The sequence below is a fragment of the Iodidimonas sp. MBR-22 genome (genome assembly GCF_029946565.1).
GTDB lineage: Bacteria > Pseudomonadota > Alphaproteobacteria > Sphingomonadales > Rhodothalassiaceae > Iodidimonas > Iodidimonas nitroreducens.
Window position 1 is genome coordinate 115542 of the sequence record NZ_JARKVQ010000003.1, and the last position, 23601, is coordinate 139142.

The 23601-nt window shown below is 55.8% G+C and carries 24 protein-coding genes; 13 read left to right on the forward strand and 11 right to left on the reverse strand.

Going from position 1 to position 23601, the window contains the following annotated elements; translation table 11 throughout:
- Positions 1-4: 4 nt before the first annotated feature.
- The 3 genes from QK300_RS03535 to QK300_RS03545 all read left to right on the forward strand — a co-directional run bounded on the left by QK300_RS03535 (position 5) and on the right by QK300_RS03545 (position 2430).
- On the forward strand, positions 5-1282 hold the full coding sequence (locus QK300_RS03535; RefSeq protein WP_281300385.1) for a CCA tRNA nucleotidyltransferase: 1278 nt from the start codon (positions 5-7) through the stop codon (positions 1280-1282).
- Positions 1275-1826 carry an SRPBCC family protein gene (locus tag QK300_RS03540; protein ID WP_281300476.1) on the forward strand — a complete coding sequence of 184 codons (552 nt, stop codon included), beginning with the start codon at positions 1275-1277 and terminating at the stop codon, positions 1824-1826. Before QK300_RS03535 ends, QK300_RS03540 begins: the two co-directional genes overlap by 8 nt.
- A 121-nt stretch (positions 1827-1947) precedes the next feature.
- Positions 1948-2430 carry a peroxiredoxin gene (locus QK300_RS03545; protein ID WP_281300384.1) on the forward strand — a complete coding sequence of 161 codons (483 nt, stop codon included), beginning with the start codon at positions 1948-1950 and terminating at the stop codon, positions 2428-2430.
- A gap of 81 nt (positions 2431-2511) precedes the next feature.
- On the opposite strand, the gene QK300_RS03550 is transcribed toward QK300_RS03545, so the two are convergent.
- Complete coding sequence (locus QK300_RS03550) at positions 2512-2937, reverse strand: SufE family protein (RefSeq protein ID WP_348651818.1); 426 nt, start codon at positions 2935-2937, stop codon at positions 2512-2514.
- 194 nt (positions 2938-3131) lie between these two features.
- Here QK300_RS03550 and QK300_RS03555 point away from each other — a divergent pair, with 194 nt between their 5' ends.
- Positions 3132-4508 (forward strand): MFS transporter, encoded by a 1377-nt coding sequence (locus QK300_RS03555; protein ID WP_281300382.1) that lies wholly within the window; start codon positions 3132-3134, stop codon positions 4506-4508.
- Positions 4509-4550: 42 nt separating this feature from the next.
- Here QK300_RS03555 and pspC read toward each other — a convergent pair whose 3' ends face one another.
- The 4 genes from pspC to QK300_RS03575 form a co-directional block, all read right to left on the reverse strand.
- Positions 4551-4937: an envelope stress response membrane protein PspC gene (gene pspC / locus QK300_RS03560; RefSeq protein ID WP_281300381.1), complete on the reverse strand. Its 387-nt coding sequence runs from the start codon at positions 4935-4937 to the stop codon at positions 4551-4553.
- Positions 4924-5160: an envelope stress response membrane protein PspB gene (pspB, locus tag QK300_RS03565; RefSeq protein WP_042086015.1), complete on the reverse strand. Its 237-nt coding sequence runs from the start codon at positions 5158-5160 to the stop codon at positions 4924-4926. Before pspB ends, pspC begins: the two co-directional genes overlap by 14 nt.
- A 12-nt stretch (positions 5161-5172) precedes the next feature.
- A complete protein-coding gene (gene pspA / locus QK300_RS03570; protein WP_042086014.1) occupies positions 5173-5856 on the reverse strand; it encodes a phage shock protein PspA in 684 nt (227 codons plus the stop codon).
- A 78-nt stretch (positions 5857-5934) separates the two neighbouring features.
- Positions 5935-6099, reverse strand: coding sequence for a hypothetical protein (locus QK300_RS03575; RefSeq protein ID WP_161760497.1), 165 nt, complete (start codon positions 6097-6099; stop codon positions 5935-5937).
- 210 nt (positions 6100-6309) lie between these two features.
- Between QK300_RS03575 and pspF the strand changes: the two genes are divergently transcribed.
- From pspF to QK300_RS03590, 3 genes are all read left to right on the forward strand, one after another.
- Positions 6310-7350, forward strand: coding sequence for a phage shock protein operon transcriptional activator (gene pspF, locus QK300_RS03580; RefSeq protein ID WP_281300380.1), 1041 nt, complete (start codon positions 6310-6312; stop codon positions 7348-7350).
- A 49-nt stretch (positions 7351-7399) separates the two neighbouring features.
- Positions 7400-7651, forward strand: a complete 252-nt coding sequence (locus tag QK300_RS03585) for a hypothetical protein (RefSeq protein WP_281320812.1) — start codon at positions 7400-7402, stop codon at positions 7649-7651.
- 118 nt (positions 7652-7769) lie between these two features.
- The gene (locus QK300_RS03590; protein WP_281300378.1) at positions 7770-9515 is read left to right on the forward strand and encodes an amidohydrolase; all 1746 of its coding nucleotides are present in this window, start codon (positions 7770-7772) and stop codon (positions 9513-9515) included.
- A gap of 6 nt (positions 9516-9521) precedes the next feature.
- On the opposite strand, the gene QK300_RS03595 is transcribed toward QK300_RS03590, so the two are convergent.
- The 4 genes from QK300_RS03595 to pip all read right to left on the reverse strand — a co-directional run bounded on the left by QK300_RS03595 (position 9522) and on the right by pip (position 12282).
- Entirely contained in the window at positions 9522-10346 is an 825-nt protein-coding gene (locus QK300_RS03595; RefSeq protein ID WP_281300377.1) for a MipA/OmpV family protein, read from the reverse strand.
- 135 nt (positions 10347-10481) lie between these two features.
- Positions 10482-10949: a copper chaperone PCu(A)C gene (locus tag QK300_RS03600; protein ID WP_281300376.1), complete on the reverse strand. Its 468-nt coding sequence runs from the start codon at positions 10947-10949 to the stop codon at positions 10482-10484.
- Positions 10950-10994: 45 nt separating this feature from the next.
- On the reverse strand, positions 10995-11168 hold the full coding sequence (locus tag QK300_RS03605; protein ID WP_281300375.1) for a hypothetical protein: 174 nt from the start codon (positions 11166-11168) through the stop codon (positions 10995-10997).
- A gap of 139 nt (positions 11169-11307) precedes the next feature.
- Positions 11308-12282 carry a prolyl aminopeptidase gene (pip, locus tag QK300_RS03610; protein WP_348651819.1) on the reverse strand — a complete coding sequence of 325 codons (975 nt, stop codon included), beginning with the start codon at positions 12280-12282 and terminating at the stop codon, positions 11308-11310.
- A 390-nt stretch (positions 12283-12672) separates the two neighbouring features.
- Here pip and QK300_RS03615 point away from each other — a divergent pair, with 390 nt between their 5' ends.
- Entirely contained in the window at positions 12673-14775 is a 2103-nt protein-coding gene (locus QK300_RS03615) for a bifunctional 3-deoxy-7-phosphoheptulonate synthase/chorismate mutase (protein WP_281300373.1), read from the forward strand.
- Positions 14776-14868: 93 nt separating this feature from the next.
- Here the strand turns inward: QK300_RS03615 and QK300_RS03620 are convergent, their stop codons facing one another.
- A complete protein-coding gene (locus QK300_RS03620; protein ID WP_281300372.1) occupies positions 14869-16992 on the reverse strand; it encodes a methyl-accepting chemotaxis protein in 2124 nt (707 codons plus the stop codon).
- A 378-nt stretch (positions 16993-17370) separates the two neighbouring features.
- On the opposite strand from QK300_RS03620, the gene QK300_RS03625 reads away from it, so the two are divergent.
- The 5 genes from QK300_RS03625 to QK300_RS03645 all read left to right on the forward strand — a co-directional run bounded on the left by QK300_RS03625 (position 17371) and on the right by QK300_RS03645 (position 22392).
- On the forward strand, positions 17371-18588 hold the full coding sequence (locus QK300_RS03625; protein ID WP_281300371.1) for an acyl-CoA dehydrogenase family protein: 1218 nt from the start codon (positions 17371-17373) through the stop codon (positions 18586-18588).
- A 106-nt stretch (positions 18589-18694) separates the two neighbouring features.
- The gene (locus tag QK300_RS03630; RefSeq protein ID WP_281300370.1) at positions 18695-19873 is read left to right on the forward strand and encodes an ABC transporter permease; all 1179 of its coding nucleotides are present in this window, start codon (positions 18695-18697) and stop codon (positions 19871-19873) included.
- Positions 19873-20685 (forward strand): ABC transporter ATP-binding protein, encoded by an 813-nt coding sequence (locus QK300_RS03635; protein WP_281300369.1) that lies wholly within the window; start codon positions 19873-19875, stop codon positions 20683-20685. Before QK300_RS03630 ends, QK300_RS03635 begins: the two co-directional genes overlap by 1 nt.
- Before the next feature lie 73 nt (positions 20686-20758).
- Positions 20759-21706, forward strand: a complete 948-nt coding sequence (locus QK300_RS03640; RefSeq protein ID WP_281300368.1) for an MlaD family protein — start codon at positions 20759-20761, stop codon at positions 21704-21706.
- A complete protein-coding gene (locus tag QK300_RS03645; RefSeq protein WP_281300367.1) occupies positions 21703-22392 on the forward strand; it encodes an ABC-type transport auxiliary lipoprotein family protein in 690 nt (229 codons plus the stop codon). The genes QK300_RS03640 and QK300_RS03645 overlap by 4 nt, the downstream gene beginning before the upstream one ends.
- On the opposite strand, the gene QK300_RS03650 is transcribed toward QK300_RS03645, so the two are convergent.
- Entirely contained in the window at positions 22340-23581 is a 1242-nt protein-coding gene (locus QK300_RS03650) for an MFS transporter (protein ID WP_281300366.1), read from the reverse strand. The genes QK300_RS03645 and QK300_RS03650 overlap by 53 nt on opposite strands.
- Between the last annotated feature and the right edge of the window lie 20 nt (positions 23582-23601).

Genomic DNA, 23601 nt, shown 5'->3' on the forward strand with positions numbered 1-23601 from the left:
GGGCATGGAGGTGATCACACGCCATGCGGATCGATTGAAGCGGGCCTTTGCCCATGATCGGGCGCTGGTGGCGGTGATCATGGCATTGGGGGCTGATCAGGCCCGGATTGTGGGCGGGGCGGTGCGCGATGCCCTTTTGGGCCGGGTTGTTTCAGATATCGATATTGCCACATCCCTCGATCCCCACATGGTGATGGAGAAGCTGGGGGCGGCGGGTTTGAAAACCGTTCCCACCGGGCTTGCCCATGGCACCATCACTGCGATCAGCGGTCATCGCCCGTTTGAAGTCACCAGCCTGCGCCATGATGTGGAAAGTTTTGGCCGTCATGCCCGGGTTCGCTTCACCGATGATTGGGCCGCCGATGCCGCGCGGCGGGATTTTACCATGAATGCCCTTTATGCCGATCTTGATGGCCGCCTTTATGATGAGGTGGGCGGCCTTGAGGATGCTCAAAAGGGGCGGGTGGTGTTCATTGGCGATCCGGTCCAGCGGATTGCCGAAGATGCCTTGCGGATTTTGCGGTTTTTTCGCTTTCACGCCCATTATGGCCGGGGCGAGCCGGATCGGAAAAGCTTGCAGGCTGCCATCGAACTGGCGGATCGGCTGGATATTTTATCGGTGGAGCGTATCCGCGCCGAAAGCTTGAAACTGCTGGCGGCTGCCGATCCCTGCCCGGTGATGATGCTGATGGATCGGGGCGGGATATTGGCGCATATCCTGCCCGAAAAGCGGCCCGATCCCGAATTTGGGGTTTTGCGCCGGTTGATCGCGCGGGAAACATCTTTAGGCATCGGCGATCCCCTGCGGCGTTTGGCGGCGGTGATCCGGGTTGGTGCGCGGGCGCAGGTGGGGGCGCGGCTCAAATGTTCGGGGGCAGAGCAAAAGCGCTTGGCGGCGATGGATGGGCCGGTTCCGGCGTTTGACCCCCCAGCGCTGGGCCGGGCGGCCTATGCATTGGGTGTTCCCACGGTTCTGGATCGTCTGCTGCTTGGGGATCAGGATATGAGCCTGTCGGCGCTGGCCGCAATCCGCGATCAGCTTGATGCCATTGCGGCCCGGCCCGCACCTCGGTTTCCTGTTTCGGGAGCGGATCTGGCGGCCTTGGGCGTGCCTGCCGGCCCGCAGATGGGGGAAATTCTGGGGTTGCTGCAAAAGCACTGGGTGGCGAGCGATTTCAGCCTGTCGAAAAACGCGCTTCTGGCTCTGGCAGAAAAACAGGCGGGCCTTAAATCTGAACAACCGAAGCCCGGAAAAAAAGCGGGAGACAGCTTTGATGCATAAAAAAGAGCCATGGGAATGGGCGATTTTAGGCGGGTTGGCTTTGGCCGGGCTGCTGATCCTTGGCTTTTTCACCCATGCTTATCTGAAATCCCAATGGGTCATTGAAATCGCCCTTGATCTGCCCGCCCCCCCTGAGGCTGCTTTTCATCTGCTGAGCGACCCTGAAAGTCGCGTGGCCTGGCAATTCGGGGTGACGGATATTGCCCCCCTCACCGGCGAAGGCCATGCCATTGGCGCCACCCGGATGATCTATCTGCGGGTGGATGGCAAGCCCCGACAGATCAGCGAAACCCAAAGGGTTTATGATCGGCCCCGCCTTTGGGCCGTGGTCCAAGAGGCTGCGGATGCCGAGATCGAGGTGCGGGCGCAGCTTCAGCCCGCCCCCCTTGGCAGCCATCTGATCTGGCGCGAAACATGGCGTTATCAAACCCCCATGGCCCGTTTTTTGGCCCCCTTTGAAACGGGCACCCGGAAAGCCCAGATCGAGCGCGCCCTTGATCGCTTGGCTGATAGAGCGGCCAAAACCGAGGGGCAGGGCGACTGATCCCATTTTTTCGTGGAAGATGGCTGGACAATGACGCCAATCGCGCTATCCTCCAGCCGCATTATCAGATGAATATGGTCTGATTTATGATCCCCGTTCATCATGGCTCAAGGAGAACCTCATGACACTGCAAAAAGGCGATAAAATTCCATCCGTAGAATTGGCCCATATGGGCGAAAAAGGGCCTGAGAAAATTGCCAGCGATGCCCTGTTTGCTGGTAAAACAGCCGTGGTTTTTGCCGTTCCGGGGGCGTTTACCCCTACCTGTTCGGCGCGCCATCTGCCGGGTTTTGTGGATCAGATCGATGCGTTGAAGGCAAAGGGCGTGGATCTGGTGGCCTGTCTTTCGGTCAATGATGTGTTTGTGATGAATGCCTGGGGTAAATCCGCCCATGTTGATGACAAAATCCTGATGCTGGCGGATGGGAATGGCGCCTTTGCCAAGGCCGCCGGGCTGGAAATGGATGGCACCGGCTTTGGCATGGGTATCCGCTCCAAGCGCTATGCGATGATCATCAAGGATGGGGTCGTCAGCGATATTTTCGTTGAAGAACCCGGCGCTTTCGAGGTGTCTTCCGCCGAATATGTGCTGAAGGCGCTTTAAGCTTCTGTTCGTAAAGAATGATCTGCTTCTGGCCGGTTTCTCACAAAGGGGCCGGCCAGAATTTTTGGCAGCAATATCCGCTCAGGCTTTGGCGGCTTGGGCCATATCCCTGATTCGTTCGAGCATGGAAAACAGCCCATTGGCCCGCATGGGCGATAGATGCTGGCGCAATCCCAAATCATCGAGAATGGCGCGGGCATCAATATCGAGAATGGCATCGGGGCTTTTGCCGGAAAAGATCAGCAGCATCAAAGCCACCAGCCCTTTGACGATATGGGCATCGCTGTCGCCTGCCAGATAAAGTCTTGGCCCGGTTTCATCTGCGGTTTGATCCGCACCATCCTCATCCAGCCGGGCGACCAGCCAAACTTGGCTGGTACAGCCGCGCACTTTATTCTCGTCGCGATAGGCATCCTCGGGCAATTTGGGAAGTTTGCGCCCTAAATCAATGATATAGCGATAGCGATCTTCCCAATCATCCATCAGATCAAAGCTATCGCGCACCATTTGCAGGTCCGTATCGCCAAGGGCGATGGAGGGGGATTGTGCATTTAGTGTTTGTGATTGGGTCATAGGCCTGTTCAACTTTGTTTCTCTTGAGGATTTGGCCCGCCTGAACGTCAATGTCAATGTGCGGGGGCATTTTCACTCACCGTCACTCGATCACAGGGACCAGAGGTCATAAGGAAAGGGACTGCCGCGTGACTATAAATTCGGATCATGACAGGCCAGAGGATGCCGCCGCTACAAGCGATAAAACACAGCCCATCCCCTATCCATCGCAGCCCGTTGCCTGGGGCATCGTGGCTTTGCTGCTTTTGATCTACACGGTTTCTTTCATCGATCGCCAGATATTGGCGCTTTTGGTGGGGCCGATCAAAAGCGATCTTGGGGTCAGCGATCTGGAATTCGGGTTGCTCACGGGCTTGTCTTTTGCCTTGTTCTATACATTTTTCGGTATTCCCTTTGCCCGCCTAGCCGATAGCAGAAGTCGCCGGGGTCTGATCGCCTTTGGCATTGCCTTCTGGAGTCTGGCCACCGCCGCCTGCGGCTTGGCCCGTAATTTCGGGATGCTCTTCATCGCCCGCATGGGGGTGGGCATTGGCGAGGCGACCCTTACCCCTGCGGCCAATTCGCTGATTTCCGATCTGTTTCCTCCGCATCTGCGGGGGCGGGCGATCAGCATCTATACGCTGGGCATCCCCCTTGGTTCGGCCCTTGCCTTTTTATTCGGGGGGGCGGTGATTGCGTGGGTGAGCGCCAGCCCCACCCAAAGCCTGCCTTTTTTTGGCGAGATTCGCGGCTGGCAGATGACATTCATCGTTGTTGGTCTGCCGGGGGTTTTGCTTTCGGTGGCGATGCTTTTGTTCGTTAAGGAACCCCCCCGCCGGGAAAGGCTGAACCAAAGCACCGAACCGGTCCCCATCAAAGACGTGGCCCGCTATTTTCTCGCCCGTTGGCGGGTTTATGGCTTGGGCTTCACCGGGATCGCTTTTTTGTCGGCTTTGGGCTATGGTACGATCTATTTCATCGGGGCTTTTTTTGGCCGGGTGCATGGCTTTAGCCCTGCCGAAATCGGCCTGACCTTTGGCCTTATCCTGCTGATTTTCGGCACCGCCGGGATTGTTTTTGCCGGGATTTTAGCGGATCGCTGGGTGGCACAGGGGCGCAGCGATGCCCATGTGCGGATTTTAATTCTGTCGATTGTGTTCGGCGCCCCTTTTGCGCTCAGCTTTCCCCTTGTCAGTTCGCCTGCGCTGGCGATTGCCCTGCTTTCGGGGGCGGTGTTTTTTTCCAATTGGGTGTGGGGCACGGCTTATGCCGGGGTGGCGGCGGCCAGCCCCAATGAATTGCGCGGGCAGGCGACGGCCATTTATCTGTTCGTCATCAATCTCATCGGGCTGGGTTTGGGGCCAACGCTGTTTGGCTTTCTCACCACCAAGGTTTTCGCCGATGATCAGATGATCGATTGGGCCTATGTGGTGGTGGCGCTGATTGCCATGCCCATAGCCTTTATCTGCCTGATGATCGCTCGCCCGGCTTTTGCCCGACAATTTGATGAGGTGAACAGGCTTTAGGATCTGATCCCAGCCTGGCACCCCATCATTTTACAGTCCGGCTCAGTCTTCAAGGCTTCGTAATTCGCGATCGAGCTTGAAGCGCTTTGAAGTGAGATAGGATTCCATCGATTGGATGCGCCGGTCGATGGATCGAAAGCGCTTTTTCAGATCCACGGCCATCACATCGGGATGGGTGCGGGCGGTGCGCCAGAAGCGCTCTTCTTCTTCATTGGCGTACAGATCTTTCGGTTTTTCATCGAGGACGAAATACAGCACGATATATCCGACCACGAGAGGGCCAAACCATCCAATGACACTGCCAATCACAAGGGCGGCGCGCAGGATATTGGCCTTGATCCCGCTATAATCGGCAAGACCGGCGCAAATACCCAGAATCTTGCCATTTTTCGGATCTTTATAAAGCTTGTTGGGGCTAAAGCGTGTCATGGCGACGTGATCTCCAATCTGGCACTTCATCATCAAGGATGCGCTCAAGGGTTTCCATACGATCTTCAAGCTTTTCGGAAAGCTTGCGCAGTTCATCCAATGTCGCTTCGTCCTGGGCGGTCAGCCCCTTGGTCTTTTTCATTTCGGTTGCATAATGAAATATGACGATCAAGGGGATGACAACGGCGAAGAGCAAGATGAGCGGAACTTCAAGAAACGACATGGGAGGCTCCGATCATTGGGCTGATTTTTTGCTGGGGGTGATTTTTTTCTTCAGGGCATCAAGCTCGGCTTCGATGGCATCCTCGGTTTCCAGATTGGCAAATTCATCTTCCAGGCTGTTGCTTTTGGATCGCCCCAGATCAAGGGCCTGTGCTTCACCTTCAATGCGGTCGAGGCGGGCATCCACCTTGTCGAAGCGTTCAAAGGCGGTTTCCACCCGATTATCATAAAGCGTCCGCTTGATCCGCAGATTATTCTGCGCGGTTTTATAGCGGGCCTCAATGGTCGATTTCTTGGCCTTGGCCTCGCGCAATTTCGTTTCCAGCTTCAGCGCGTCTTCTTCATGACGCCCCAAAGCTTCGCTTAAATGATCAAGCTCTTCCTGCAGATGGGTGGCAATTTCGCCCAGCTTGGCTTTTTCCTGCAAAGCGCCGCGCGCCAGATCATCCCGATCCTTTGAAAGCGCCAGTTCGGCCTTGCGCTGCCATTCGGCCTGAGCTTCGATCAAACGGTTCAACCGGCGTTGATTGTCTTTTTGATCGGCGATGGTTTTGGCTGCGGCTGAACGCACCTCCACAAGGGTGTCTTCCATTTCCTGAATCATCAGCCGGATCATTTTTTCCGGTTCTTCTGCATGATCGAGAAGGGCATTGAGATTGGAATTGATGATGTCGGTCAAACGGGAAAAAATACCCATGGTTCATTATCCTTTTTTATTGTCTCGCTGTCGTCACTCGGGCTGGTTTATCGGGCGCTTTTCACATCGCCTCTGGTTTTAGCGGCTGCGGCGATTGCGATCGCGGCGGCGTTGCCGGGGCGCCCATGTCTGGTCGGCGCGGTGGCGGTTGGTGCTTGTCAGAAACCGGGCCATGCCATCGGTTTCGGATTGCAGGCTATCGGTGCTGGAAAGGGCGGCCCCCACATGTGTCAGGATATTCATTGATCGGTTCATCCTTGTTTTATGCTCTATCGGTATCGACCGATTTGCTGTGTCGATATCACGTATTAAGCAAGGGCCGTGCCAGTTTTGAAAAAAAATGTTAATACACTGATTATAAACGAATAATTTAGAATAATCATCTTTTGCTGGTATTAAGCCAAATGGTGTAATATCCTATATTAATGGAAAAAATACTGATAATTGGTAAAGATGCCAAAAACTGATATTCATATTCTGGGCAGTGATCCGGCTTTTCTCGACCTCATGGATAAGGTGAGTGTGGCGGCAGCGCTCAATCGTCCGGTTCTGGTGATCGGCGAGCGGGGCACCGGCAAGGAACTGATCGCGGCGCGGCTGCATTATCTGTCCCGGCGCTGGGATCAGGCTTTTATCAAGCTGAATTGCGCGGCCTTGCCCGAAACGCTGGTGGATAGCGAATTATTCGGGGTGGAACCCGGGGCTTTTACCGGCGCTGTGCGGCGGCGTGCCGGGCGATTCGAGCAGGCGGATGGCGGCAGCCTTTTTCTTGATGAGATCGCAACCTTATCCATGGCGGCGCAGGAAAAGCTGTTGCGGATCATCGAATATGGTGAATTTGAACGTCTGGGCGGCACGGATACGCTGTCGGTGGATGTGCGCATCATCGGGGCGACCAATGTCGATCTGCCTGCTTTGGCCGATGAGGGACGGTTTCGCGCCGATTTGCTCGATCGGCTGGCTTTTGATGTGCTGACCGTGCCGCCCTTGCGCGCGCGGCCCGATGATATCTTTGATCTATCCGAGCATTTTGGCCGCGCCATGGCCCATGAACTGGGCTGGTCGGCTTTTCCCGGCTTTACACAATCGGCCCGGGATCGTTTGTTGGCCTATCCATGGCCGGGCAATGTGCGGGAGCTGAAAAATCTGGTGGAGCGCGCGGTCTATCGCTGGAGCACCCCGGACCAGCCGATAGATCGCCTGCAATTTGATCCTTTCGCCTCGCCCTATCGTCCGGCGGCCATGCTGCCCGAAGATGTGCTGAAGCCCTCCGCGCCCGCTCCCCTTCAATCTGAGGAAAAGGACGAAGGGCAAGCGGTTCAAAAACCGCTGGATTTACCCTATGATTATCGGCAGGCTGTGGCCGATCATGAACGGATATTGCTGCATGATGCCTTGCGTCGGTGCAAATTCAATCAGCGTGAAACGGCGCAAAAGCTGGGGCTGAGCTATGATCAATTGCGCCATGCTGCCAAAAAGCATGGCCTGCTCTAAATCGTGAAAGGCCATTATGGGGAAAAAACCGTCCGGATCTATGCTGCGCTTGGGCATCACAGCGGCTGCTTTGGGCATGACCTATGCGGCATGGCGGCTTTATCTGCGCTATGGGGCCAGCGATGTGACACAGGCGGAAACCATCATCTATGGGATGCTGCTTTTTTTATTGCTGATCATTGTGATGGCTTTTTTGGTGGTGGCGCTGCTCAGGATCATCGGGGGATTGCGCAAGCGCCGCTCGGTGTTTCACCCCGATAGTGGGCCTGATGACCCCGAGGATCGCGCCCGGAAACACTAGGGCCCGACTCTAAGCCATCCTGTTAAAATTCTTGCTAAAATTAGAAAATTTGGCACCATGGGTGCATTGGAATAAGGGGGCCATGATGCCTCCTGACAAGAAAGAAGCGGAGCAGAGAATGCAGCACGTGCCAAGCCCGAAACAAAAGAGGCAATCTGCCGCAATCGGCCTGTTCATGGCCCTGATCACGGCCTTGGTGTTTGCATCGATGGGCATGACGGCGGCCCGGGCATCCAGCCTTTTGCTTCATGGCGGGCCGATCCACACTGCCGATGATGCCCAGCCCATGGTGGAAGCGGTTCTGGTGGATCAGGGGGTGATCATTCATGCCGGTTCTTTGGCCGATGCCAAAGCTCTGGCCACGGATGAAACCAAGATCATCGATCTGGCGGGGGCGGCCCTGTTTCCCGGCTTTGTGGATGCCCATGCCCATATGCATGGCATTGGCTTGAGGGAATTAACCCTTAATCTTGAGGGGACGACCTCGATCAGCGATCTGCAAAAGCGGCTCAAGGCGCATCTCAAAAGCCTGCCCGCTGATGATCGCAGCCTTGTTATCGGGCGGGGCTGGATTGAAACCCATTGGCCGGAAGGGCGCTTTCCCAATCGCGGGGATCTTGATGCGGTGAGCACGGATCGCCCGATTGTTCTGGTGCGGGCTGATGGCCATGCAGCGGTGGCTAATTCCATGGCCCTTGAGGGGGCCGGGATCGACGCTGAAACAAAGCCGCCTTTCGGGGGCGATATCTTGAAAAACGAGGCGGGCGTGCCCAACGGCATGCTGATCGATACCGCCATGGGGCTGGTGGTGGATGAGGAGAGCGCCGATGGCGACCGCGATCTGGCGCAGGTTTTTCTGGCGGCCGATGCGGTTTATCGCTCTTATGGCTGGAGCGGGATGCATAATATGTCGGTGGTGCCCGATCATGTGCCGGTTCTTCAGCGCTTGTCCGATGAGGGGGCGATCGGGATCAGGGTTTATAATTCCATCGAACGATCCGGGGCCGAGGCCCTGATGGTCCAAGGCCCGCTGCAATCGGCGAATGGCCTGATCCGTACCCGGGCGGTGAAGCTTTATATGGATGGAGCGTTGGGATCGCGCGGGGCGGCTTTGCTCGAACCCTATGCGGATGCCGATGGCACTGGCCTTTTAATGATGAAAGAGGCGGAAACGCTGGCTTTTTTGAAGCAGGCGCTGGTGGCGGGCATTCAGGTGAATACCCATGCCATTGGCGATAGGGCAAACCGGCTGGTGCTGGATTGGTATGAACAGACCTTTGCCGCCGTGCCACCCGGCAATCGTGCGCTAGCCAAACCGCGCTGGCGGATCGAACATGCGCAGGTCATCAGCCCTGCGGATCTGGGACGTTTTTCCGCACAGGGGATCATTGCCTCGATGCAGCCCAGCCATGCCATTGGCGATCTGCATTTTGCCCCCGATCGATTGGGCATGGAGCGTTTGGCCGGAGCCTATGCCTGGCGCGATCTGCTTGCCGATGGCACGATCATTGCTGCCGGATCGGATGCCCCGGTGGAACGCGGCGATCCGATGATCGAATTTTATGCCGCCGTGGCCCGCATGGATCTTTCGGGCTATTCGGCCGAGGGTTGGCACTCCGAGCAGGCGGTTGATCGGCAAACCGCTTTGAAAATGTTGACTCTGTGGCCTGCTTTTGCCGCCTTCCAGGAAGATGAGCTGGGCAGCATCACCAAGGGCAAGCGCGCGGATTTCAGTGTTTTTTCACGCGATATTATGAGCATCGATCTCGCCGATATCCCCAAAACAAAAGCGGTGATGACCATCGTGGATGGCCAAATCATCTGGCGCGATGCGGGCTTTGCGGGGGCTGATGGGGGGCTTTGAATCTTTTTAAAAGCGATAGGCAATGGCGGCAAATAGCCCGAACTGATCTTTATCGAGGGAAACCGGGCTGTCGGCGCTATCAGAGACCAGACGGAAATATCTGATTGCGCCCACCGCATTCCAATTGCCAAAGAGCGGATAGCTTAAAAAGGCGCGCCCGCCAATGGATTGCAGGCCAGCATCGGCATCAAAGGGTCTAAGCCCCGATGCAATGCTTTGATCGGCGGTGACACTGAAGAAGCTATCCATATAATCACCCGAGCCAAAGCGAATTTGCGGCCCGATCCGAAACAGGCCCTTTTTGCCTTCCAGCCTTTGGGTATAATTAAGGCCCAGATCGCCTGTCAGCCCTTCATGGCCTTCGCCCAGCATATCTTTGGAAAGGGTCAGCTCCACCGACCAGTTATCGAAAAAGACCTCGCCAAAAACCCGGCCTTCCGCCGTCAGCCCCACGCGGGGCATGCCTGCGATATCATTGCGGCTGCGATTATCAAGGCTGGGGCCCACACTGATACCCAGCATATATTTCAGGCGGCCATTTTTATCGCCATAGAGAAATGTGCCCAAACCCCGCCCAGAATTCAGGAAAAAACGCTTTTTATAGGTCAGATCGATAAAAGGAACCGGGGTGATGATATGATTGGATGCGCCCGGAAAATCCGGCCTTAAAGCCGCTCCCATGCCTAATTGCGCATTCCAGTCTTCAGGATCGCCGGGAATAAACCATTGGGCGCGAGCCGATGGGGTAAAGCCAAGGATTAAAAAAAACGCAATCAGGGCATAATGACTAAATTGCCGGATTGAGCGGGTGCCGATAAAACGAAAAGCCATAAGGAACTCCGATAAAATCATATGAACGCACCAACGTTTTTTCGCGTTTAAAAGATCTCTAAAAAAGCTCACTCATAAAAACGGACTTATATGGCATCATCATGGCTAATGTCTGGGCCAATCTTTGGACCCATATCAGGGCTGTTCGCCCATGCCCAGAACCGGAATGCGGATCATCTGCTCGCCGCTTTCCTCGAAAATCAGATTGATGCTGATTTCATCGCCTTTCACCAATGGCTTTTCCAGCCCCATCAGCATGATATGCAGAGCCCCCGGGGCGAGGCTGATTGTTTCATGGGCGGGGATGCGAAGCGCATCAACCGAACGCATCCGCATCATGCCATCCTCTTCGCTGCTGCTATGAATCCCGGCATGGGCGGCAAGGTCCGTGGCCACGCTCAGCAGGCGATCATCAATGTCGCCTTCATTGGCTATGGTCAGATAAAGGGCGGCATTGGGCGCGCCTTGAGGGGTTTCTCGGGCCCAGGCCTCGCTGATCTGGATTTTCGCCGGAGATTGAGACGGGGCTTCGTCTTGGGAGCAGGCGGCAAGGGAAAGACTGCCAAAAGCAAGCAGCAGGATAAAGCGGGGAAGGCGCAGCATGATCGTTCCTTATATCAGGATGAACAGATCATCAGACTGACGCATTCAGCGAATGAGTGCAATCTCTGCTCGCTTCTTCGGACGCTTTTGCGGGCGATTTCGGGTACCTTTGATCAGTTTCAGATCAGGCCTTTGTCTTAAATTGTCAAAACCCTGATTATGCTGCTCCAAACTGATGAGGGCAGCAAGCTGAGCGGGACTGAGGCCAAGAATTTGCATGAATATCTCTTTCAGAACAGAGTCGCTATGGATGGACATATAATATGCTAGTGATAATCAATATCAATAAAAAACAACAGGGCTTGCAATGGAAAAATCATCCAGCCTCATCGGCTGTGTCGTCCTGCGGGAATTGGGCCTATCCGCGCCTGTTAAGCCGGGCGAAATGATCGGTGGCATTCACCAGTTCATGCACGATCCCGGGCTCAAACGCGGAATGGCCAGCCACCGGTACCAGCCGCAAATCGGCATGGGGCATGGCTTGCTTTAATTCATAGGCGGAAACTGGCGGGCAGATGGCATCATAGCGGCCCTGCACCAACACGGTAGGAATATCGGCCAGATGATGAACATTGGCCAAAATGGCCTCGCTTTGATCCAAAAAGCCCAGATGCTTGAAAAAATGGCATTCGATCCGGGCAAAGGCGAGGGCAAAGCGGCTATTGTCGGCGGCTCTGATCTGCTGGTCTTCGGGCACAAGGGTCACACAGCTGCTTTCCCAGCGGCTCCAGGCTTTTGCGGCTTTTAATTGGATATGCTCGTCATCCGATGTCAGCCGCCGATAATAGGCTTCGATCAGATCGCCCCGTTCTTCGGGCGGGATATCCGCGATGAAAGCCTGCCAGGCTTCGGGGAAAATGGCATTGGTGCCGCAGCGATAAAACCAATCGATTTCGCTTTCACGCATCAGAAAAATGCCGCGTAAAACCAGCCCGATCACATGCTCGGGATGTTTTTGGGCATAAAGAAGCCCCAGCGTGCTGCCCCATGAGCCGCCAAAAACCAGCCAGCGATCAATGCCAAGGCTTTTGCGCAAATGCTCGATATCGCGGATCAGGTGATGGCTTGTATTGGCTTCAAGACTGGCGAAAGGCTCGGATTTCCCGCAGCCGCGCTGATCGAATAAAATAATGCGATAGCGTTTGGGATCAAAAAAACGCCGCTGCACCGGCGATGTGCCGCCCCCCGGTCCGCCATGCAAAAAAACCACCGGCAGGCCATTGGGATGGCCCGATTCTTCATAATAAAGCCGATGGCCATCTCCGGTATCGAGAAATCCTGTGTCATAGCAGGCAATCGGGGGGTAAAGGCTGCGCTGGTCTGATCTGGGCATATCCATAATATGTGCGCCTGGTTCAAATGATTTCAATCACATCGTCATCTTAATATCAGCTTCGGTCCTATACAAAAACACCATTTGGTCATGAGGATTTAACGACATTGTATCTCATGACCAATCAGCCATAAAAAAACCCTGCGATCAAGGAAATGACCGGTTATTGCGTGAAAGGGTGAAAAGCTTTATTGACATTGCGTGGATATGGGGATAGTGATGCCCTATGAATAGAAACATCAGCAGCTTTTATTTTGGGTTCTTTTTTACACCCCCCATCCGGGAGGTTGCGAATCCGTTCGGCTGCTGATCAGCACACAGCATCTTTGAAACGAGCAAACCTCCCGGAACCCCCGGGAGGTTTTTTTTATGTGAAGGACACCACAGATCATGAGCACGCCATCCACGAAAGAGCCAGTCCACGGCAAAAATGCGAGCATTGGGCTGGATGATACCCGCGCCAGAATTTCAGATGTCGATCAAAAGCTGCTGGAGCTTTTGGCCACCCGGCGCGGTTTGAGCCTCAAAGTCGCTGAAACCAAGCAGCAAAGCGGCCAGCCGGTGCGCGATACATCCCAGGAACGCAAAAGCCTTGTGTCGATGATCCGGCGGGGCCGTGATCTGGGGCTTGATGCGCATCTGGTGACCAGACTGTTTCAGGGCATTATCGAGGATTCGGTTTTGTTGCAGCAGGCGAGCCTGCATGCCCGGGAAAATGCCGAAGATGGCAGCAAGCTCAAGCGGGTGGCGTTTCTGGGTGGGGCGGGATCTTATAGTCAGGCGGCGTGCCAGAAATATTTTGCCCGGCGGGCGGGAAAGATCGTGGAACTGGGCTGCGATACCTTTGAGGGCGTTTTCAAAAAGGCCGAAAGCGGCGAGGCGGATTATGCCGTTCTGCCGATTGAAAATTCCACATCAGGCAGCATCAATGATGTGTATGATCTGTTGCAGCACACTGGCCTTTCCATTGTGGGCGAGGTGACGCACAAGATCGAGCATTGCCTTTTGGCGGCCGATCCCGATCAGAAGATCGAGCAGATCAAAGCCCTTTATGTGCATCCGCAGGTGCATGCCCAATGCAGCCATTTCCTTGCCCGGCTTGGCGATGTGGAAATCGTTTATTGCGAAAGTACATCCCATGCCATGGAGCGGGTGGCCGATGCCGGCCCTGAAGCGGCGGCCATTGGCTCGCGCGAAGCCGGGGCGCTGTGGGGCCTTTATGATATCAAAAGCGATCTGGCCAATCAGCGCCAGAATCACACCCGCTTCATCATTGTGGCGCGCACCCCTGCCACTGTGCCCGAAAGCGTGCCCGCCAAAACCACGCTGGTGCTTTCGGTGGATCAAAAGCCCGGGGCGTTGGTGGATGCCCTGCTGGTCTTCCGCAATCATGGGATCAATATGCTCAAGCTGGAATCCCGGCCCCTGCATGGCAATCCATGGGAAGAGCTTTTCTATATCGATCTTCTGGGCAATGCCCGCGATAGCGAGGTCCGCGTCGCCCTTGATGATCTGGCCCGGCGCACGCGCTTTTTAAAGGTTCTGGGCTGCTATCCCTCCGAAGATGTGGCCCCCACCGAAATATCGCCCGATCAATTGCGCCATGATGTGCAGGCGGTGGATCTGGCAGCGGGGAAAGCCGCAAAAATCACCACAGAAAAAGCCCCGGAAAAGGCTAAAGCCGATGCCGCCCCGGTGGCCGCCGCGCCCAAGGGCTGGAAGCTGGCCAGCCGTCAGCATAAGCCCGATGATACCGTCATCCATGTGGGATCGGCGAGCATCGGCAAAGGCTTCACGGTGATTGCCGGGCCGTGCTCGGTGGAATCGGCAGAGCAGGTGATGGCCTGTGCCGCGCATGTGCGGGCAAATGGGGCCACACTTTTACGCGGCGGCTGTTTCAAGCCTCGCACCAATCCCTATAGCTTCCAGGGTTTGGGCTTTGAAGGGCTCGATCTTTTGAAACAGGCGGGGGATCGCCATGGCCTGCCGATTGTAACGGAGGTGCTCTCCACCGATCAGGTGCTCGAGGTGGCCAAACACTCCGATATCTTGCAGATCGGGGCGCGCAATATGCAGAATTTCCCGCTGTTGAAGCTGGTGGGGCGCACCCATCGCCCGGTGCTTTTGAAGCGCGGCATGATGGCCTCCCTCGATGAATTATTGCAGGCGGCGGAATATATTCTGTCGGAAGGCAATCAGCAGGTGATTTTGTGCGAGCGCGGTATCCGTACCTTCGAGCCGGCGACCCGCAATACCCTCGATCTCTCTGCGGTGCCTTTGCTCAAGCAGATGAGCCATCTGCCGGTGATCGTTGATCCCAGCCATGCGGTGGGGCGGCGTGATATGGTCATCCCCATGGCGCGGGCGGCCAAAGCCGTGGGCGCGGATGGCCTGATCGTGGAATTCCATCCCAATCCGGAAGTAGCCTTGTCGGATGGCCCGCAGGCCCTCACCTTCCCGATGTTTGAACAGATGATGGAAGAACTGGCCTGATCAGGTTCAGGGTAGCTCAATCACAGATGAAAACCGGCCGGTGCCCTGCGCCGACCGGTTTTTTGCGGTGGGGCTTGTGTCAGACGGGAAAGATCAGCCCTTGCCGCGCAGATTGGCGGTGACCTTGCTGACTTCGGCACGCAATGTCTCCACCTGATCGGCGACAAGCCCCGCCGCTTTGGTGACATTCCCAACAGATTGCCCTGATCGTTCGGCAAGCTTACGCACCGTTTCAATGGAATGGCCAACGCCTTCCGCACCTTGGGCGGCTTCATTGGCACTGGCGGAAATTTCTGAGGTGGCGGCGCTTTGCTGTTCCACGGCCGCTGCAATCATGCCAGATATTTCATTCAGTTTCTGGATGATCTTGTCGATTTCATCCACGGCAAGATCCGCCCTGCCGGATGCTGATCGCATGGCGTCCACTTTGCTGCTGATGGTCTCGGTGGCCTTGCCGGTTTGGCTGGCCAGGCTTTTGACCTCGCTTGCGACCACGGCAAAGCCTTTGCCTGCTTCGCCTGCGCGGGCAGCTTCGATGGTGGCATTGAGCGCCAAAAGATTGGTTTGCTCGGCGATATCATTGACAAATTCCACCACCTTGCCAACTTCAGCAGCGGCTTCGATCAGAATTTTCATCTCGGAATCGGCTGTTTTGGCCTTATCCACGGCATGTTGTGTGAAGCTGGCAATTTCAGCAATGCGATGGGCGATTTCGTTGATCGATGCCGACATTTCTTCAGAAGCCGATGCCACGGTTTGCACGGCACCCCCCGCCTGCCGGGCCGCGCTTGCCACAGTTGCCGATTGCGATTGGGTTTGCCGGGCGCTTTCATCCATGTCTTTGGCGGCGGATTGCAAGCTGTCTGTTGCATCGGCAAGGGTACGGATAGTGCCATTGATCTGCTGCTCGAAACGGTTGGCGATCTCTTCCCGGTCGGCCTGTCTTTGGAAACGCGCCTGTTCTTCCCGGGCGCGGCGTTCTTCAGCTTGGCGGGCTTCGTTTTCAGCGCGCTGCACGCTTTCGCTGGCCTTTTGCTGTTCGGCGGCTTTGCTCTGCGCCTCGCTTTCCGCGCGCAGGCGGTCGTTTTCCACCACCTGTTCCTTGAAATATTGCACTGCGCGCGACAGGCTGCCGATTTCGTCTTTCCGCCCCGCATGAGGAACGATGGTTTGAAGCGCCCCGCCCGCAAGGCTGTTTGCCGCACTTTCAATGGCCGATAAAGGCCCGGCCAAGCGCCGCGCATAGCTGATGCCGATCACCCATGCCACAATGGTGATGAAAATCACCGCATAGAGCAAATTCATATCCAGCCGTCTAACCGGGGCCATGGCTTCCGCCTGATCGATTTCAGCCAGAATGGCCCAGCGTTCACCAAAGGCATCAAAGGGAAGATAGGCAGCCAAAACCGGCATATCGCGATAATCCCAGCCCAGAATCGCCCCGGATTTGCCGCTGAGAGCGGCTTTTGTCTGCTCTGTCTCGATTTTAAGGCGCAAGATCGTGCTGCTATCTGAAAAGCGGCTGTCAGAGCGCATCAGGCCATCCCGGCCCACAAGATAGGTTTCGCCGGTTTCCCCAAGCCCTGTGGTATCATGAAGCAGATTATTGATTCGACCAATCGGCATTTGTGCGGCAAAAACACCGCGCCTTGTGCCCTCAGCATCGATGATGGGTGTGGCGATGAAGGCTGCCGGTGCATCATTGCTGGGGGCATAGGCTTCGAAATCCCTGAAGGCGATGGCCCCTCTCTCCAATGTGCGCGCTTCGCGAAAAACATCGGCTAGCCCGCTGTCTTTCCAAAGGCCACTATTCATATTGGTGGCGAAATCGGCCTCTTTTGCCGCTGTATAAAGCAGGTGTCCATCAAGATCGAAAATAAACAGATCATAATAGCCACGGCCATGGCGAAATTGATTGATCCAAGGGTGAAAGCGCGCATGAGCGGCGCTGTATGCAGACCCGTCGCGAGGATCGACCCATTGATCGCGGGCTTCAAGGGGATGGGGATTGTTCGTGATATAAAGCTCTGTCAGCCGCTGCTCGAAATCTGCACCCAAAGCATCCACGCCGCTTTTAAAGGCATCCAGCGTTTCGACCATTTGTTCCTGAGCGGCGATCAGAATCAGATCTTCGCGGATCGTCGTCAGATAAAGATCGAGCTGTGCCGCGCGGTTATCCACAAGGGCAATGAGCTTTTGCGTGATTTCCGTTTGCATAGCAGTGCGCGCCATAGTCGCAGCCAATATACCTAAAGATATGGCCCCAAGGAGGCTGATCAGTCCAAAAGCCGCAGGCAGGCTATATTTGATGAGATGCAGACGGGAAAAAACAGATCGATGCATTGTTTATCGCCCCTTGCAAGGATACGCGCATATGGTCCTTGATTGTCATCAGTCACCGATTTGGTTTTATCATTGTAATATGGGTGTCAGTAAAGATAATTCTCCTTATAGTTGAAACACTTTTTTTATTGTAAAAAGAGTCTCATCTGAAAAAGCCGTGCTTATAGAAAAGGCTCCGGTTTTTGGCGGTGGCTTTCCCGGCAGGCAGGGCCGATAATGGGGGCAGTCACATGGCTTTGAGGATCGCATATCATGGATTTTGCCTATTCGCCCCGTTGCAAGGATATTCTCGCCCGCCTGCGTGCTTTCATGGAGACGCATTATTATCCGCGTGAAGCCGATATGTTTGCCGAAGTGGCGAGCGGTGATCGCTGGCAGCCCCTGGCCATCATCGAAGAGCTGAAAGACAAGGCAAAGGCCGAAGGGCTGTGGAATTTATTCCTGCCCGAAAGCGATCAGGGGGCCGGTTTAACCAATCTCGATTATGCCCCTTTGGCCGAAGAAATGGGCCGCTCGTTTTTTGCATCCGAAGTGTTCAATTGCTCGGCGCCTGATACCGGCAATATGGAGGTGCTGACCCGCTATGGCACGCCCGCCCAGCAGGAACGCTGGCTGAAGCCGCTTCTGGCCGGCGAAATCCGCTCTGCCTTTGCGATGACAGAACCCGATGTGGCTTCATCCGACGCCCGCAATATTCAATCGAGTATCCTGCGGGATGGCGATCATTATGTGATCAATGGCCGCAAATGGTGGACATCGGGTGCCGGCGATCCGCGCTGCAAGGTGCTGATCTTTATGGGTAAATCGTCGCCCGATCACAGCGATCCCTATCGCCAGCAATCGATGATTCTGGTGCCGATGGATGCGCCCGGCGTTGAGGTGAAGCGGATGCTGCCGGTTTTCGGCTATGATGATGCCCCACATGGCCATGCAGAGATGACCTTCACCAATGTGCGGGTTCCCGCCGATCATATGCTTCTGGGCGAGGGTCGTGGCTTTGAAATCGCTCAGGGCCGTTTGGGGCCGGGGCGGATTCATCATTGTATGCGGCTGATCGGTTTGGCAGAACGCGCGCTTGAGAAAATGTGCGCCCGACTTGCCGCCCGCGAAGCCTTCGGCAAGCCGGTTTTGCGCCAAAGCATCTGGTCGGAACGCATCGCTGAAGCCCGCATCCGCATCGATAGCGCCCGGCTTTTGACCCTGAAGGCCGCCTGGATGATGGATGAGGTGGGCAATAAGCTGGCGAAAAAGGAAATCGCCATGATCAAGGTGGCCGCCCCCAATATGGCGTGCGAGGTGATCGATTGGGCGATCCAGGCCCATGGCGGCGGCGGGGTTTCGGATGATTTCGGCCTTGCCTATGCCTATGCGCAGGCCCGCACCCTGCGTTTGGCCGATGGCCCCGATGAGGTGCACCGCAATCAGATCGCCAAGCTTGAAGCGGTGCTGCACACCGGCGCCAATCGCTGATCGGAGGATGAAGGAATGATGCGGCGGGCAACTGCTGCATTGGAAATATCGGCTGGGCGCGCTAAGCTCGTTTCATGGCACCGAAAATGGATAAACCGTGAGTTCCATGGATAGAGTTGCGCCCATCGCTGAAAATCAGGATCATGAGGGTCTCAGGGCTGATCGTCCCGGTCTTGATCTGGATGGGCGGGGCGATGTTTTGCGCCTTGTGGCCTGTGGGCGTTGGGTGATTGCGCAGGCCAATGCTTTGGAAGAAATCGTCGCCGGTGTGAAACCGATGACCCAAAGCAAGGCGGAGATCGACCTCACGGCTTTGACCGGGCTCGATACGGTGGGGGCGTGGCTTTTATATCGCCTGCAAACCCAATTGGAGAAAGACGCGATCACCGTTGATTTCCGCTTTCGGGATGAGCGCCAGAAACGGATCCTTGCCCAGATCATCAAAAGCAATGTGGCGTGCGATATCGAACCCCCCGAAGAGCCGGGCCTGCTTAAATTGATCGAAGAAATCGGGCTGGCCACGGTTTTATTGGTGACCAATTTCGGCGCTTTGCTGTCGTTTTTGGGAAATGTTTTTGCCCGCATTCTCGATTCCATCCTCAATCCCTCGCGCATTCGGCTCAATCCGCTGGTTCATCAGATGGAGGTGGTGGGCCTGAGATCGCTGCCCATTGTGGGGCTGATTTCTTTTCTTATCGGGGCGGTGATCGTTAATCAGGGCGCGGTGCAATTGCGGCAGTTCGGGGCTGAAATTCTGGTTGTGGATATGGTCAGCATCGGTGTCTTGCGGGAATTGGGGGTTCTGCTCACCTCGATCATCGTTGCCGGGCGTTCGGGCAGTGCCTTTGCCGCGCAGATCGGATCGATGGTCATGCGCGAAGAAGTGGCGGCCCTCAAAACCTTAGGCATCAGCCCCATTGATGTGCTGGTTTTGCCGCGTTTCGTGGCCATGGCGCTGGTTTTGCCCCTGCTCACCTTTTTTGCCGATGTGATGGGGCTTTTGGGCGGCGGGTTGATGGCTTGGGCGACTCTGGATATCGCGCCTTTTCAATTTCTCAACCGGATGGGTGATCTGTCTTTATTGAGCGAGCTTTATATAGGCCTCATCAAATCGGTGTTTTTTGCCGGGGTGATTTCGATCAGCGGCTGTTTTCAGGGGCTGAGCGCTAAGGGTACTGCGGAATCTTTGGGGCAAAATACCACAACAGCAGTGGTGGAATCGATTTTTCTGGTCATCGTGCTCGATGCCTTTTTTGCCATTTTCTTTACAACGATCGGCTGGTGATGCCCGAGGATAAGAGCCTGAAATCCAACGAGAATGCGCCAGATGATGATCTGGTTGTTTCCGTGCGTGGCTTGCGCAATCAATTTGGCAGCCTTGTGGTTCATGATGGTCTGGATCTTGATCTCAGGCGTGGGGAAATTCTCGGCGTGGTGGGGGGATCGGGCACCGGCAAATCGGTTTTGCTGCATTCGATCATCGGCCTGCATAAGCCCAATGCCGGAAAGATCGAGGTTTTTGGCCGGGATCAGGCAGGCCTGAGCCGACAGGAAATGAAGGAAGCGCGCGGGGAATGGGGTGTTTTATTTCAGGAAGGGGCGCTGTTTTCATCCCTGACCGTGGCGCAGAATGTGCAGGTGCCCTTGCGCGAATATTTCGATCTTTCGCCCCAACTGATGAAGGAAATCGCCGCCTATAAAATTGCCATGGTGGGGCTGGCGGCCCATGCCGGGCCGAAATATCCATCCGAAATATCAGGCGGCATGAAGCGCCGGGCGGGCCTGGCCCGGGCTTTGGCGCTCGATCCCGATCTGGTGTTTCTGGATGAACCCACCGCCGGGCTCGATCCCATCGGGGCTGCGGCTTTCGATGAAATGATCCTGTCTTTGCGCGATACTTTGGGGCTCACCGTTTTTTTGGTGACCCATGATCTCGATACCCTGTTCACAAGCTGTGACCGGATTGCCGTTCTCGCGGAAAAAAAGGTGATCGTCACCGGGACTGTGGATGAATTGCTTGCCTATGATCACCCTTGGGTGAAAGACTATTTCCATGGTCCCCGATCCCGCGCGGCGCAAAAAGCCCGTGGGCGCTGAATTCGGGGTTCGTTTGTCGGCTTTTCCTGCGGCATTGGCCGGCTTTGTTATCCGAGCTTGAAAGAGATATCTGATGGAGACACGCGCACATCATCTGCTGATCGGCCTGTTCATGCTTTTGATGATCGGAGGGCTTTTTGCCTTTGTCATCTGGCTGGCCAAGGTTGATGTGGATCAGCAATATACCCGCTATGAAATTTTTTTCGAAGGTTCGGTTGCGGGCTTGAACGAAGGCAGCGCGGTGCGGCTGAATGGGGTGCCCGTGGGGTCGGTTCTGGATATTTCGATCCCCCGCGCTGATCCATCGAAAGTGCGGGTTTTGGTGCGGATCGAATCTGATGTGCCGATTTTGGATGGCAGCATGGCCCGCCTTGAATTGCAGGGCTTTACCGGCATTGCCTTCGTGCAGATCAGCGGTGGTCAGGAGGGCGAGGATATCAGGCCGCTAGAAGGTCGGGAACTGGCGGAAATTCCATCCGAACGCTCGCCCATTCAGCAGGTTTTTGAAGAAGCGCCCAATCTGATCAATGAAGCCATTCTGGTGGTCAATAATATCAAGCAGCTTTTGGGGCCGGAAACCCAAATGCGGGTCGCCACTATCTTGCAGAATATCGAAATGCTGAGCGGCGAGCTCGCAGCCCGTGCCGATGGAATTGATGCCGTTCTGGTGCGGGTGGATGAAGCGGTGCGCGATTTTCAACAAACCGCTCAGGCTTTTACCCGATTGGCCGAGACCACCGATGGCCTGATGCAAAATGAAGTGCGCGGCACCTTTGCAGAGGCTTCCGAAATGGCCAGATCAGCAGATGCCCTGGCCGATGAACTGACGCTTTTAGTGGCCGATAATCGCGAGGGCGTTTCGCGCTTTGTGAATACCGGCCTGCCCGAAGTGGCCCGGATGATCGGCGATCTGCGGCGGCTGACCCTGCGGCTCAATATGGTGGTTCAAAAATTTGAGGATCGCCCGATCGAGGCGCTTTTTGGTGGGCAACAGCCTGAATATCGGGGGGATGCGAAATGATCGTGGGTGTTTTGGGCCATTATGATAGGGATCGGCTCCATGGGCTTTTATCGCCCACGGGCTTTGCCCGGCTTTTCTTTGCCCTCAGTATCATGATGGGGCTTTCGGGCTGCGGCGGGCTGGTGAATTTAGGGCCAAGCGGACCGCCTTTGGCGATTTACGGGCTGGACCCTTTGCCCCATTCATTGGATGAACGGGGCGGGGTGCCGCTGATCTATATTGAAGAACCGCAAACATCGGGGGCGCTGGATACAGTGCGCATCGCCATCAGCCGCGATAATCGCCGATTTGAATATCTGGCCGATGCCCGCTGGGAAGAGCGCACACCGCAATTATTACAGCGTTATCTGGCGCGCTCCATCGATAATGGCCCGGCTTTGGATGCGGTGGGCAATTTCAATATCGATCTGCCGGTGGATTATCGGCTGCGGATCGATCTGCGCCGATTTGATGCGCATAGGGCAGCCGATGGGTTGATCATCGAAATCGCGCTGGTGGTCAATCTTGTGGATGCCCTGTCATCCGAACTTTTGGGCAGCCGCCATTTCATGGCGAGCCATCCGGCAGCATCAAACCAACCCGATGATATCGTGGCGGCCTATAATGCCGCCCTCGATCAGATCGCCACAAGCCTTACGTCCTGGATCGCCGACGCGGTGGAGACGGCGCGCGGGGCACCCGCCTGATTTCACGAATGGCCCATAAAACCCCCAATGAGGTAAAGCCCATGGCGGCGAAAAAGGGGGCTTTGGGGCCATAAAGCATCATCAGCCCGCCCCCCAATGTGGGGCCGATCACCCGGCCGATGGCCGAAAAGCCATTGGCCAGCCCCAGTGCTGCGCCCTGCACATGAGCGGCATTGCGCTGAGAAACCAAACTGTTCAAAACCGGGAAATAGAGCGTCAATCCCCCCATCATCAAGGGAAAGGCGATGAGCACGGCGATCAGATGCTGCGGCAGGGTCAAAACCATGATGCAGCCGGCAATGCTGGCGGATAAGGCAATCATATAGGTGCGGATTTCGCCATAGCGGTCCGCCAGCCGGGCCACGACGAAGGCTTGCAAAAACGCCACCACAAGGCCCACGCTCATCATCAAAAAGCCCACCTGCCGCTCGTTCCAGCCCCATACCGCATTGGCCCAAAAACCCGACATGGCAAAGATCATGCTTTGGGCGGCAGAGGCAATCACGAATTGCAGCATCAAAAGCCCCTTTTCCGGGCCGCGCAGAAAATCAAGAAAGCGGCGGGAGCGGATGCGCTGTTCATCATCCTGGCGGAAAGAATCAGCGTGGGCAGACTCATGCCGGGCGGAATCCGATGGCAGGCGGGTGAGGGCCAGGATGCTGGCGGTAAAGCTTAAAGCCGCGGCGGCAAAGGCGGATAAAGCCAAAGCATCGGCCCCGGCAAAGCTCGCCACAAGGGCAGCAAGCCCCGGCCCTGCGGCAAAACCAAGGCCGAAGCTGACGCCGATCATGCTCATGGCTTTGGTTCGCCCTTCATTGGGCGTGAGATCAGCCATCGCCGCCATCACCACACCCACATTCCCCGCCATCGCGCCGGATAAAGCCCGGGCGATAAACACCATGAGCAGGGAATGAGCCAGCCCTAAAACCACATAGGAAATCCCGGCCCCAACCAGCGTCATCATCAAGGCCCGCTTGCGCCCGATGCGATCAGAAAGCCGCCCCCATAAAGGACCGCTTAAAGCCGCCATGCCCGCATAAATGCCGAACAAAAGCCCGCCGGTCATCTCGCCGCCGCCAAAGGATTGCACGATAAAGGGCAGGATCGGCAGGATGATGCCAAAGCCCACCAGATCGATGAACAGGCATAAAAGCAAAACAAAGGCCGGGCTCATAAAGCCTTTGACCATAAGGCCATCATGAAGCGATC